The sequence below is a fragment of the Synechococcus sp. PCC 6716 genome (assembly GCF_022570815.1).
Taxonomy (GTDB): domain Bacteria; phylum Cyanobacteriota; class Cyanobacteriia; order Thermosynechococcales; family Thermosynechococcaceae; genus Thermosynechococcus; species Thermosynechococcus lividus.
Genome location: NZ_JAKLTU010000031.1, coordinates 1 through 12,457, shown reverse-complemented (window position 1 = coordinate 12,457; position 12,457 = coordinate 1). Strand labels below are relative to the sequence as shown.

At 51.2% G+C, this 12,457-nt stretch carries 14 protein-coding genes and 2 pseudogenes; 8 read left to right on the top strand and 8 right to left on the bottom strand.

The window, feature by feature from the left end; all coding sequences use genetic code 11:
* Positions 1 to 374 precede the first annotated feature (374 nt).
* The 3 genes from L5220_RS11610 to L5220_RS11600 all read right to left on the bottom strand — a co-directional run bounded on the left by L5220_RS11610 (position 375) and on the right by L5220_RS11600 (position 1,962).
* Complete coding sequence (locus L5220_RS11610; protein ID WP_499573722.1) at positions 375 to 635, bottom strand: IS200/IS605 family accessory protein TnpB-related protein; 261 nt, start codon at positions 633 to 635, stop codon at positions 375 to 377.
* 155 nt (positions 636 to 790) lie between these two features.
* Positions 791 to 1,486 carry a Crp/Fnr family transcriptional regulator gene (locus tag L5220_RS11605; RefSeq protein WP_198406110.1) on the bottom strand — a complete coding sequence of 232 codons (696 nt, stop codon included), beginning with the start codon at positions 1,484 to 1,486 and terminating at the stop codon, positions 791 to 793.
* Positions 1,487 to 1,506: 20 nt separating this feature from the next.
* A complete protein-coding gene (locus L5220_RS11600) occupies positions 1,507 to 1,962 on the bottom strand; it encodes a DUF3887 domain-containing protein (RefSeq protein WP_499573720.1) in 456 nt (151 codons plus the stop codon).
* 282 nt (positions 1,963 to 2,244) lie between these two features.
* Between L5220_RS11600 and L5220_RS11595 the strand changes: the two genes are divergently transcribed.
* Genes L5220_RS11595 through L5220_RS11585 form a run of 3 tightly spaced genes read left to right on the top strand, consistent with a single transcriptional unit; the run spans position 2,245 to position 3,316 of the window.
* A complete protein-coding gene (locus L5220_RS11595; RefSeq protein ID WP_499499138.1) occupies positions 2,245 to 2,457 on the top strand; it encodes a DUF2997 domain-containing protein in 213 nt (70 codons plus the stop codon).
* Positions 2,458 to 2,477: 20 nt separating this feature from the next.
* Positions 2,478 to 2,864 (top strand): DUF1257 domain-containing protein, encoded by a 387-nt coding sequence (locus tag L5220_RS11590; protein WP_448514972.1) that lies wholly within the window; start codon positions 2,478 to 2,480, stop codon positions 2,862 to 2,864.
* Positions 2,865 to 2,902: 38 nt separating this feature from the next.
* Positions 2,903 to 3,316 (top strand): ferredoxin, encoded by a 414-nt coding sequence (locus L5220_RS11585; protein ID WP_448514971.1) that lies wholly within the window; start codon positions 2,903 to 2,905, stop codon positions 3,314 to 3,316.
* A 68-nt stretch (positions 3,317 to 3,384) separates the two neighbouring features.
* Here L5220_RS11585 and L5220_RS11580 read toward each other — a convergent pair whose 3' ends face one another.
* From L5220_RS11580 to L5220_RS11570, 3 genes are all read right to left on the bottom strand, one after another.
* Positions 3,385 to 5,673 (bottom strand): fimbria/pilus outer membrane usher protein, encoded by a 2,289-nt coding sequence (locus tag L5220_RS11580; RefSeq protein ID WP_499573714.1) that lies wholly within the window; start codon positions 5,671 to 5,673, stop codon positions 3,385 to 3,387.
* A 37-nt stretch (positions 5,674 to 5,710) separates the two neighbouring features.
* The gene (locus tag L5220_RS11575; protein ID WP_499573712.1) at positions 5,711 to 6,490 is read right to left on the bottom strand and encodes a fimbrial biogenesis chaperone; all 780 of its coding nucleotides are present in this window, start codon (positions 6,488 to 6,490) and stop codon (positions 5,711 to 5,713) included.
* Positions 6,491 to 6,757: 267 nt separating this feature from the next.
* Complete coding sequence (locus tag L5220_RS11570; RefSeq protein ID WP_499573710.1) at positions 6,758 to 7,273, bottom strand: Csu type fimbrial protein; 516 nt, start codon at positions 7,271 to 7,273, stop codon at positions 6,758 to 6,760.
* Positions 7,274 to 7,601: 328 nt separating this feature from the next.
* Between L5220_RS11570 and L5220_RS11565 the strand changes: the two genes are divergently transcribed.
* The 3 genes and pseudogenes from L5220_RS11565 to L5220_RS11555 form a co-directional block, all read left to right on the top strand.
* Positions 7,602 to 8,081 (top strand): hypothetical protein, encoded by a 480-nt coding sequence (locus tag L5220_RS11565; protein WP_499573708.1) that lies wholly within the window; start codon positions 7,602 to 7,604, stop codon positions 8,079 to 8,081.
* Between the two features lie 317 nt (positions 8,082 to 8,398).
* Complete coding sequence (locus L5220_RS11560; protein ID WP_499573705.1) at positions 8,399 to 8,710, top strand: hypothetical protein; 312 nt, start codon at positions 8,399 to 8,401, stop codon at positions 8,708 to 8,710.
* A gap of 447 nt (positions 8,711 to 9,157) precedes the next feature.
* A pseudogene (locus L5220_RS11555) lies at positions 9,158 to 9,546 on the top strand (IS1 family transposase); the annotation flags it as partial.
* A 44-nt stretch (positions 9,547 to 9,590) separates the two neighbouring features.
* Here L5220_RS11555 and L5220_RS11550 read toward each other — a convergent pair.
* Complete coding sequence (locus L5220_RS11550; protein WP_099798052.1) at positions 9,591 to 10,292, bottom strand: esterase/lipase family protein; 702 nt, start codon at positions 10,290 to 10,292, stop codon at positions 9,591 to 9,593.
* A 7-nt stretch (positions 10,293 to 10,299) separates the two neighbouring features.
* Positions 10,300 to 11,181, bottom strand: coding sequence for an MBL fold metallo-hydrolase (locus L5220_RS11545; protein WP_198406108.1), 882 nt, complete (start codon positions 11,179 to 11,181; stop codon positions 10,300 to 10,302).
* A gap of 355 nt (positions 11,182 to 11,536) precedes the next feature.
* Here L5220_RS11545 and L5220_RS11540 point away from each other — a divergent pair, with 355 nt between their 5' ends.
* On the top strand, positions 11,537 to 11,983 hold the full coding sequence (locus L5220_RS11540; RefSeq protein ID WP_499573704.1) for a hypothetical protein: 447 nt from the start codon (positions 11,537 to 11,539) through the stop codon (positions 11,981 to 11,983).
* Positions 11,984 to 12,068: 85 nt separating this feature from the next.
* Positions 12,069 to 12,457: pseudogene (locus L5220_RS11535) on the top strand (RNA-guided endonuclease TnpB family protein); the annotation flags it as partial.

Genomic DNA, 12,457 nt, shown 5'->3' with positions numbered 1-12,457 from the left:
ACACAGTTATTATTGGGGTACTACCGGGAACGTTTCAGCCCAGACAGTGAAACGGTATATCGAAGAATGTCAAGGCTGACTCTCCCTACTGCCGTAGGCGCGGGAACCGTTCTGTATCCCCGTCGTGAACGAGCGAGGTTTTATCCGGTTCCCGAACCCTCCGGTTTCTGTAAACTACCCCGCCCTATAGAGGACGGGGCTTTCAGCAGCCCTAAAGACACCATCCTGCAATGAGCAAGACAGTATTTCGGAGCCTCTAGGGGGGTTTACAAGCCCCCCCAAAGTAGCGATATTTTTCGCTCCATTCACATCAGCATCACCTATTCAGCCGCAGGACACGTTCAGGCACGCAAACCTTTTGCCCTGCTGATGACCTATTTTGCGTTGCAACAATGACAGGTTTTCGAGGTGTAGCGAGGAGCTACACGCTTCACGGCTACGCCAACCTTCACGCCCTTGTAGGCGAGGAATTGGCGAAGCTGATAGAGCGCCCAGCTATTACTGCATCGCCGTTCAGTCTTGGAACGGGGCAATTCGTTGGTGCGTTCTCTGATGCCGGTGAGATCGTCAATCGCGATGGCCTGATTTGTCGCCTTAGCCTGCTGGATGAGTCGATAACTGATGGTATGATTCACTGCTAGGACTATACGCTATTGGCGGCTTCTCGGGGTGTCGTAGGCAAAGCCCACCGAAGGTGTGCCCCTCAGCCGCCGCTCCTATCCCTGCGCGGCTTGTCGAAGCGCGGGGATTCTCGGAGGTTTTGTTGAATTCTGCAGCCGTTGCAACCCATCTACAACAGTAAGCTCTCAAGAGCACGCAGATTGGTAATACAAAGGCCGTCTTGGCTACGGCGAATAATGCCCTTGCGCTCTAGTTTACCGAGAACACGGGTGACCGTTTCGCGAGCCATCCCACTGAGGCTGCTCAACTCCCGGTGAGGCAAGTTAGGAATTTCGAGGCCGTCGGCACTTTGTCGCCCTTGACCATCTGCCAGAAATAAGAGAATATCTGCTACTCGCGAGGTACTATCCGATTCCCGTAACCGTAGTCGCCGGTTTAACTGCCGCAGCCGTCGTGCCATCAACTTTGCTAAGCGAATACCCGCCTGCGGCTCCGTATTGACTAGGTTGACAAAATCTGTAGCTGGCATATTGGCAACGACCGTTGGCGTAAGCGTAATCACGTCGGTAGAGCGGGGTACTTCTTCAAGAGGAGCCATCTCCCCAAACAGTTCCCCTGGCCCTAGAATATTAAGGGTCACTTCTTTGCCGTCGATATTGTAGGTGCGAATTTTGACCCAGCCGTTCAGGATAAAGTAAACGGAGCTGCCCCAATCGTTCTCCAGTAAAATGACCCGATTCGCTGGATGCTGGCGTGTAACCACGTGTGCCAACGCGGTCTCGACTGTTGACTGCGGCAAGTCCCGGAAAAAGGGAGTGTCGTAAAGAGACCGATCAGGGGTAGTGGAGCCACGCCGTTCTTGCATAGCAGTCAAAGACAAGATGGTTAACGGGGAGATTGAATTGATAGACTGTTGGGATTGGCGGGAAAGTCAACTCCCGTAATCTTACCATTTTCGTCAAAAATTAAAATTAATGTATCAGTAATGTTAGAAAACGCAACCTTAATGCTGACAATGTTACCGTCAAGTTCTGCATCGACACGATTTTGATAGGCACCAACCCGTTTCAAAAATGCCTGTTGTCGCTGCTGTAATCCCTGTGGCGTAATTTCCTCTTGCAGAATTGGGTTTAGGTAAGTCCACGCCCGCTGAAAGTCATTACCAAATAGCGCATCGATGAACTGCTCTGCCGTCTGTAGGGTACTGAGGCTGCCAACGCTCATTTGGGGTGTGGCTGGGGGCATTGTCTCCGCGATCGCCCCTAGGAAGGGCAATGGCACGCTCCATAAAAGAGCTAGCACGCAACGAACTAACCATAGCCGATGGGTGGGTTGACCCATAGAACGACTCCTACTAAAGATGAGTTGCTCTATATCATACCCCCTGCTTCAAGTGGTCACGCACTAGCAGCAGACTCCTAGGGCAAGGTAACCACCGGCGGCGATCGCTGGGACAATTGCTGCAAATTGTTAAGTTTATTTAAGTTTATTGAAGACCTTGACTCTTTTGGTTGCCCTTAGTCACAATGATTTGCATGGAGAGACTTCTGACCCTAGCTCCTGAGTTGTAACTTCAATAGTCAATTGCGAGGTTGTTGGTAGCGGCGGTTTTTGGTAGCAGCAATGATAGAGACCCTAGAGTTTATCATTTATCCCGATGGTCGTGTTGTCGAAACCGTCACGGGGATTTCCGGGACATCCTGTGCCGAAGTTACTGCTGCCATTGAAGACCAACTTGGGTGTGTAGTTAGCCAGCAGCCCACATCCGAGTATTATGCTAGCCAAAAGGTGGAAGAGGGTCAATTCCTCCTACAGTCTATGCCGTCCCAGTGGTAATCGTTGAGGATTGATGAACAATGTCGCACTTCAGTCAAATTAAAACCCAGATTCGTAGTTTGCCAGCGTTACAGTCTGCCTTGACCGACTTGGGGTTGCCATGGCAATCCGGATCTCAGGAAGTGCGCGGCTTTCGTGGCCAAACCCAGACGGCTCAAGTGGTGATACCCCAAGAGAATGGCTACGATATTGGCTTTCGCTGGAACGGTACAGAGTATGAGTTAGTGGCGGATTTAGAGTTTTGGCGGCAGGCATGGTCGGTGGAACGATTCCTAAATAAAGTCAGCCAACGCTACGCCTACCATGCAGTTTTGCAGTCTGCCAGCGAACAAGGGTTTCAGGTACAAACCGAAGAGCAGCAGGCCGATGGTAGCGTCAAGCTAGTCTTACAGCGCTGGCGTTCTTAAGGCAGTCCTAAAGAGTCCTGCAAGGATAGGGTCAGTCAGTGACAGACGGGCAACCCCTTGGTTTTGAACCAGAACTGGGCGGCCAACTCCGCCAAGGGGAGGAGCGCAGCGGCTATGAGCCAGAATTGGGGGGAGTCCACCGTCAGCAGGGTGTTTACGTGGATGAAATTACCTGCATTGGCTGTAAGCATTGTGCCCATGTTGCCCGTAATACGTTTTATATCGAGCCAAACTACGGGCGATCGCGAGTGGTGCGTCAAGATGGCGATCCCCTAGAGCTGATTCAAGAGGCGATTGACACGTGCCCGGTGGACTGTATTCACTGGGTGGATTATACAGAGCTGAAGCGTTTGGAAAAAGAACGCCTTGATCAAATTGTGCCCCTAGCGGGCTTCCCCATTGATCCGGCAACAACGCGCCGTAAAAAACGAAGACGGCAACTGCCTGAGTAGGATCCTCCCGACGCTTCTTATGGGTAGAGCGCGCCTCAAGCTCCCCATTTAGGTTGACAGCGCCGATCCTAGGGGAGCACACAGGTGAGGGTACCCAACTCCACAAACAGTTCTTCACTTTCGGGGATAGTGAGGCTAAAAGTACACACCTCCTGCTCAAAGCGAACTTGAGCGCTGTAGTCGCCGGCAGCCAAGGTGTCGAAATAAAATTGGCCATTGCGGTTTAAGGGAGAGGCCACGGTTTCTTGTCCCCGCTGTAGGGTCAACTGCCCTAGCGCTGGAATGATTGGGGTACCTGAGCGCTGCAATACCACAGTGCCAATAAAGTTTTGGATGCGCTGTACTGTAAAGCGGGCAATGCCGCCACCCCGAAACGGTGGAGCAATTAACAAAGAATCTCCCTCCGCAAGGTAATTTTCAGGAACGCTGTCAGGATCAATACTCACTTGGTTGCCGTAGTAGGGAATGAGGTTGGGAATAATGATCTTGCCTTGGCGGTTGGTGCGCCCAATGAGTTGGTTACTGAGGAAGGTTGAGACTCCTGGCACATTGTCAAGATCGACAAGGACAAAGCTATTGCGAATAGGCCGAGTCAGGTGCAGGCCACTCCCGATCGCCACGATCGCCCCTTCCATAGTCATTAGGGTACTATCCGTCTCGCCATTGCAGCTGTAGCCCAGCTGATAGCTTGCCCAAGGGGCATTATACAGAAGGGTATTGAACGCGCGCCCCTGTTCATTTTGCTGCTCCAGTTGCACCTGATAGCCATAGCCCTCCCCTTGCGGCAGATACCGTTGTACCGAGAAGGAGGGCCCCCCTTGGTCGCCCTGTTGCCGCCAGCCTGCGTTCAGGTTTGTGCTCCCCCCTAGGAAATAGTTAAGGTTCACAGAAAAACGGTTGTCAGGGGATTGAGTCGCTGTCTGTGACTGTGCAGCTTGGATAAAAAGATTGAGTTGACGACTGAGGCGAACTTGAGCCGATAGACTAATTTGATCGCGGGCGATCGCATCTCGCTGGTCTGTGTAATTGTACTGGCCACTGAGGTTAATGCGAGAGCCAAGGGGCATTGATGCAGTAAAAAAGGCTTCTAGACGGGGGCGATCGCCCGCAAGGGCAAGGCTAGTATTCGTGTAAAAGTCACTACTGAGGCGCMCCCCGCCGCCAAATCCGAGCCACTGCCCCGGATAAAAATAGGACACAGCAACCGCATGACCCATCACCCCTGCGTTGCTACTCACCGCCGCCGCCACATCCACAGTGCCCAACGGCAACGCCGTACTCACAGACACACCCGTGCTAATGAGCTGATCGGTGGCTTCGATGCGCCCCCCAAGAGTGAGGTTTGTGAGCACCCCTTGGCGATAAAAGCCAAGAATACGCAGCGTATCATCGTAGCGAAAGTTATCGGTGCCGAAGTTTTGCCGCTCTGAACCAGCAGTAATCAAAAACTCAGACAGCCCCGGCTTCAGCAGGCGCGAAAACTGCACATAGCGAGAGTCAAATACCTGAGTCTTGCCCTCAGCATCCGTAACGACCACACGGATATGGTTAAACCCAGCCTTGTAGGGTAGATTCTCCAGCCGAAACGGCCCCGGCGGTAACTCAAGGGTACTCAATAAACGGTTGTTTAGATATATCTCTGCCTTAGCAGGGCTATCCACTACTCCCGATGCATTAAAACTAGGCTGGCGAATGAGGTAAGGACTCAGCTCAAAATTGCGCCCCCAGCTAATCCCCCCCAGTAGGCCACTCCCCCCCAGCGTATCGGTATTCACAAACGCATCGCCAATGACAAGGCTGGTTAAGTGTTTAGGATGATCAAACACAAGGTTGGTCAGACCGCGTTGAAACCCATTATTGGCATCAATAAACCAACCACTAGTAAAGGCATTGCCACCAAAGCTAATGACCAGTTCTCCGCCTACCTCCAAAGTTTCAAAATCTTGCCAGTTAACCCCATAGTTCAGATAGGCACTCAACGGCTGACTGTAGAGAATGCCGCTAGGTGCGTTACTGGGGTTAAAGTTGACCACGCCCGTTTCTAGGGCTGCTGCAGGTGTTTGCAGCCGCAATATCAGTGCTGCATCATCCCGCTCAAAGGTAATGTCCGGCGCAAGGGACCGGAGAGAAACGTGCTCAACCCCAGCAATAATTTCGCGATCGCCCCCAAGATTGCGCAGCCCAGCATTGACCAAATCTTGCCATGGAATCCACACATCCTCCCCCCGCAGATAAACCACCACTTCTCCCCGATGCGCTTGGTTCACTTCCAGATCGTAAATGGCCGCTGGATCAGTAGGAACCTCGAAAGCTGGTACTGGTTCAGGTGTCGTAGGTACAGATGGAGCCTCAGCCAAGGCAGGAGCACCCCACAGTGCAGATAACAAGGCACCACTAACGGCAAACACCCCCTGACGTAGGGACAGAGGTGGAGAGAGGATTAGCTGGATTTTCGAGGCGAATCTCAAGACGTTGAACAGCCCCACAGTTCTCTTGTGGCAACGCAACAGCACTAAACGAGCGGGTCACCCCCGGTAATATATAGACCGAGTCCAGCTTTTTTTCAAAAATGGAACGCCCTTCGCTATTCAACCCAGAAACCAGAATACTTAGGGTTTGCAAATGAACATTACCGGTGTTACGCAAACCAAACGCTAACTGCCCCTGCTTCACCTGTGGCTCCACAAACTCCCCCCGACGCTGTACAGTAATGGGTTCAACAAAAACCGGTAAGCTGTGCTGGGTAATAAAGCGAATTTGCAACTGCTGGGTTTGCTGTACATTTGGCGGGGGTAACTCCGCAATCAACAGCCGATAGGAAGCCTCAGTCGCAGTGGGGGGAACACGACGACTAAGGCGGATGCTACGTGCCTCGCGGGGGGGGATGTTTAGAATTAGCGGAAAAACAATGAGTTCAGGGCTGTTCGGTGGCGCTGGGGTCAGTTCATCCCGACCATCTGCCATCTGCCGCCATTGCTGTAAGCTCACCTCAAAATCAACAGGCACCTCCCCCGTATTAGTAATCGTGATGGTTGCTGAACGTTGACGTGGAGAAAGAAAAACTCGTGTGCCACTCAGCTGATAGCGAGCCGACTGTGCCAGTAGTGGCAGCGTACTCACCCCCATCGCTAACAGTGAGACACTCACTAGCAATAAACCACAGGTTTGTTTCATGAACTATTCCTGACGATCCTCGGCAGAAGAGCGCTGTATATCCCCCCAATTCTACTGGGTTGAGTAGCATGGGAATTGCTGTAAAAAAAAGAGATTGACCGCTCGCCAGCCATTAATGTACCTTAGACACGATCAATCTCTGTCACACGCTTCAACGCTATCGTTCTTGTCAAGCTAGTACCACAGTCACTCAGCGATTGACTGCAAAGTGAACCACCCGCCAACAACACCTGTTGCCAGTGATAGACATCGCTACCCCAAGTTAACCTAGTACGTCACAGTGATAGTAACGTTTTGGCTATAGTTACCTACTGGCTTGAATTGACCGCTAGGAATACGACCATAAACAGTGACATTATCTCCCCCTTGGGTTGGGGTCAGAGATTGAGTATTTGTCGCATCGCATCCCCATGGCGTGTTACTGGTGCGATCGGCGGCACTACGGTATAACCCATAGCTGAGGCTGTTTGATGATCCATCAGACATGGCGCGCACTGGTGCAGCACAGGTGCCGGAGCCTTGATCTAAGGCAATGGTTACAGGAGTTGGGCTAGAGCACGTGATGTTGATCGTCCCCGTTGTATCCTTAGTGGTTCCGTCATAGTTACCAAAATCAATAGACCCGCTAACAGTACAGGTTTGAATAACATTCGCTTGAACGGAGAAGGTMCCCGTACCTGCCTCTGTCGCTTGTGCCATTGGAGTCATTAAAAAGCCAGCCCCTGCAAGCGCAGTCAGCGAAACCCCCGCCAGCAAACATTTCCGCAGCGTAGAACACAACATAATATCCCCCTTTTTCCCAATTCGGGAACCAATGAACCGCCCTACCTTGTTGCCGTAGCTTAAAGGCTCATGGCAGCACTCCTGGAGCATACAGTCTCATGAGAGTTATTGTCTGAAACGATTGAATAAAGCTACGCTACACCAAGTAGTTTGGTATTGTTCTAAGTGTTGGAGCATTTGTCACTAGAAAATACGAAAATATACTTTTTATGTTCCAACACTTTTATTGTACCAATTGTTTGAAAATTGGAAATAAAGCTAGTAAAAAATTGACAATCCGTAAACAAACTTCAAAATGTGGTCTTTCTTTTATCAGGGGGTGTGAAAAATGATTCAGCAAACTATCTCTGACAATCCATACAATAAAACTGACGACGAAGCACGTTCAGATATGTGGCTTGACCAAAAATTCATAAATCTCAAATTAAAATCGGTCGGTCTTGATGCAGCTCTGAACTTAACGGTTGCCCCCCAAAGCCTGTTAACTTGCGATGTTGGACTGTCAACAGCCCGACGCGACTCTCATCGCAACACCAATAGCGGAGTCGCCCCTTATCGTGTTGCCTTTATGTTGATGTCATTGCTTGGTTTAACCCGTTTGCAAGGTTTGCTGAAAGGACTCACCAGCCCCAGGTGTGTGCGTCTCAGCCACCGGACGTGGCACGTTGAGTTTGGCTTTGAGAGCATAGCGCTTCGAGCATTGATGTTAGAACCCGCACCATGGGCTGCCCGGATTCGAGCAGTGCGGGCGATCGCCTCAACAAAACCTCCGAGAATCCCTGCGCTTCGACAAGCTGCGGAGGGATAGGAGCGGCGGCTGAGGGGTACACCTTCGGTGGGCTTTGCCTACGACACCCCGAAAAGCGGCCAATTAGCGTATAGTCGCCGCAGCAGGCTGAAACACTGGATGCGGTGCTGACTGCCGCTGCAAAATGCTGTAAGTATGTCAACGCCCACACCCCACAGAAGCTGACCCATCAGATTGCGGTGCAGTCCTTGGTCTATAAGGAAGCGCGGTCTTATTCCGGGGTGTCTGCTCAGATGACGATCCACGCTATTCGGCGTGTTTGTGCGAGCCGAAAGACAGCCAAGCAGACAGATCGAATCGTTAAAGGGGTTGCCCCAATGTCTGCGTCTTATGATGTCCGTACTTTCACGTTCCGGGAGTCGGATGGGTCGGTAACGCTGACCATGCTGAAAGGCAGGGAGCGGTTTAGGTTGCACATCGGCAACTACCAGAAGCCTCTATTGGCGGGGCAAAAGCCTAAATCGGCAACCCTAGTCAAGCGCAACGATGGCAGTTTCTACCTGCACATCCAGTTGGCGTCTGCCCCCCCTGCTATCCCCGATACCGACAAGGTTCTGGGTGTGGACTTGGGGCGGACAGATAGTGCCTGCACGTCGGAAGGGGAGAAATTCGGAAGGGGAGAAATATAGTGGAAAGGAACTGACGCAGACGAGAAACAAATACAGTCGGGTTCGAGCTTGGCTGCAACGCAAAATAGGTCATCAGCAGGGCAAAAGGTTTGCGTGCCTGAACGTGTCCTGCGGCTGAATAGGTGATGCTGATGTGAATGGAGCAAAAAATATCGCTACTTTGGGGGGTGTTGTAAACACCCTTGGAGGCTCCGAGATACTGTCTTGCTCATTGCAGGATGTTGTCTTGAGGGCTGCTGAAAACCCCGTCCTCTATCGGGCGGGGTCGTTTACCTCGGAGAACAGAACCATACCTCGCTACCGTGAGCAGTTATATCAACTTTCCGGTGCATCGTTTATTACGGATGGTGGTATGGAAACAGCGGCATTGCATAATATAGATATGAATTAGATAGATATGAATTAGAGGAGAAACGAATGTAATGTCCCAAATGTCAATCTACCCACATCGGTAAGAATGGACAACAGACAAGGGAAACAACATCATATTTGTGTTACCTGTGGGCGGCAATTCATTAAAGGCAATTCATTAAAAACTATGACAGACCAAACGGCTATGATGAACAGACAAAATAGGAATGCCTGACCCCTTATGTGAATGGGATGGGATTTAGAGCGATAGAGCGATTAAAGGGAGTCCATCACACAACTATCATTCATTTCATTCATTGGGTAAAATCTGTGGGAACACGGTTGCCGAATGCTAATGACCCTGAACCAAGTCCTGAGGTAGCAGAACTCGATGAGTTGGACACCTTATGTCGGCTCAAAAAAACAAAATCTGGCTGTGGAGAGCCGTTGACCACTTTAGAAAAGGAATTTTAGGCTGGGTCATCAATCAAAGATTTGAAGCGGAGGGGTCTTGCGGTTTTTGCTCAAGCTAAATGTCTAAATAAGACTGCCATGAGGCGATGATTTCAGGGGAGCCGTACCACGGGGCATCGGGGCGATCGCGCAGCCGACTGCGAGGGGCGTGCAATACACCGTCATAGGTCAGGTTGTGTGCCCCTGCCAAGTGCGAAGCGGCTACGGGGGTAACCCCATCCCCCCAGCAGGCGCCCTCCCCAGAAGTGAGTTTATAGCTTTGATAGGTAAACCAATTGGCAAAGGAGCCGTAGGGTGTACCATAAATGGCTTTGCCCGCCAAACAAACATAGCGAATGTGGGAGTAGTACGCCCCTGGATAGGTTGTATTGACAAACTCGAGATTACGGCGCGTCCAGCGTTCTTGACTGGTGTGGGGGGTGCCTAAGGTAATGAGGGTACGCACCCGCTGCTGCCCTGCCCATACCTGCCCCTCATAGGGCTGATCGCCAAGGTAAATCCGACTAATCCAGCCCCCTGCGGAATGGCCAATCAGTGTGACATGACTTGCACCACTGGTAGTTAAGACAGATTGAACAGTTGCTTCTAAGACTCGCAAAATAGGTGTCACAGGTCGGCCACCCAAGGTAGGCAGCCATGAGCGCACCTTTAGCGGCACCACTTCGACTATCCACCCCAGCCGTCGCAACTCATCCCGGAGAGGATAGTAATCCGAAGCAGGGGCTAGATATCCCGGCAGAATAACGACAGGTAACACGGTGAGTTTAGCTTGCTTGAGCCGTCGCTGGGAAGTGTATCACATTTGGATAGACGGAGATGACTAAGCCTTCCCGTGCCAAGAGGGTTTGGGGGAACCGCTCTCGCGCTAGGTCACCAATGACATCAAGGAAATCATCATCGTGGCTGGGATCGTGATGGAATAGGATGAGCTGCTTGACGCTAGCCGCTGCCGCTAATTTAATGGCTTCTTGCCATGTGGAGTGCCCCCAACCAACTTTGCTTTGACGGGGATGGTAATATTCCTCGTCGGTGTAGGTAGCATCGTAGATCATGACATCGGCGTGATCGGCCAAGGCTAAGGCGCCGGGATGGAGTTGATCGGGTAAATGCTCTGTGTCGGTGATGTAGGCCACATGGATCCCCTGCCAACTCACACGGTAGCCCACGCCACCCCCCGGATGGTGCAACGCTTGATTGCTGACTGTGACCCCGTCCCCTAGGGGCACCTGCTCGCCAATCTCTAGATCGCGAAAGTGAAGGTCGCCCCCCATAATCTGTAAGGGAACCGGAAAGTTAGGATGTAGCATCTGATCGTTGAGACGGCGCTCAATACCCTGACCATTTTGACCCGGAACGGCGTAGATGTGAAATTGGTTCCCCGGAACGAAGGCGGGCTGAAAAAAGGGAAACCCTTGAATGTGATCCCAGTGGGTATGGGTAAAAAAGAGGTGGGCAGAAACGGGCAATTGCGCCATCAGGTGCTCGCCTAAAACCCGTAACCCTGTACCGCCATCAAAAATAATGCGCTGACCGTTGGCTTGGATTTCCACACAGGGGGTATTCCCGCCATAGCGAACGGTGTGAGAACCCGGAGAGGGGATGCTGCCGCGCACCCCCCAAAAACGAACGGTGAGAGGGTTGAACATGAGGGTCTATCAGAAACCTTACTGCTTAGTGTGCCACAGAACACACAGATCCCCTGTGACGTAGATCAGCAAAGGGGTGTGACAGCAGTTCCAAATGTGGAATTTGATCCATGCTTATAGAAACCGGAGGGTTCGGGAACCGGATAAAACCTCGCTCGTTCCCGACGGGAATACAGAACGGTTCCCGCGCCTACAGCAGTAAGCAGAATCAGTCTTGACATTCTTCTCCAGACAAAGTGATGTCCTGACTGATACTTGCAATGACGAGTCGATTTTAGCTGTATGCCATCTTCTCTCATACGGTTGCTATTCACGTAAATCGGCATCTATAATAACTGCATGCCATCTTAACCCAATGATGTTTTTAGCCGTCCAAAAAGATGTTTTTCAACCTGACAAGCAGCTTGCTCAGTTGCTTACTGAGTTAGCGCGTCTTGCCAACAATCTCTACAACCAAGGCGTGTATGAGTCTCGGCAATACTTCTTTGAACAAGGACGGAAACCGTTCAAGGTTCTGAAGTATGCCAACCTCTACGCAAAACTGAAGGAGAGTGAAAACGGGAAGCTGTTACATTCTCAGGCTGCACAGCAAGTGTTGAAATCTGTGAATGAGGCGTTCAAAAGCTTCAAATCACTCTCAAAACTGTTCAAACTGGAGCAGTTCGACCATGAACCAAAATTGCCGCGATACCGCACCAAAGGCGGGTTGTATCAGGTCGTATTCACGGGGCAATCCCTGAAAGTAGAGAAAGGCTTGATTCGAGTTCCTTTGRGCAAGGACGGAAACCGTTCAAGGTTCTGAAGTACGTCAACCTCTACGCAAAACTGAAGGAGAGTGAAAACGGGAAGCTGTTACATTCTCAGGCTGCACAGCAAGTGAGAAATCTGTGAATGAGGCGTTCAAAAGCTTCAAATCTCTCTCAAAACTGTGCAAACTGGGGCAGTTCGAACATGAACCAAAATTGCCGCGATACCGCACCAAAGGCGGGTTGTATCAGGTCGTATTCACGGGGCAATCCCTGAAAGTAGAGAAAGGCTTGATTCGAGTTCCTTTGGGCAACGGTGGAAAAACTGCATTTGGAAGAGATGCGTTCTACATCCCGCTACCAGAACGATTAAAGGATGTGCAGATCCGAGAACTGCGATTCATTCCGACGAATGGGCAGTGGGTTGTTGAGTATGTTCACTTCACGATGGACAAGACTGCTCAATGCTGCAAATTGTGTCCTGAGAACGTTTTAGCGCTTGACCCAGGCCTGAATAACCTCTTGACCGG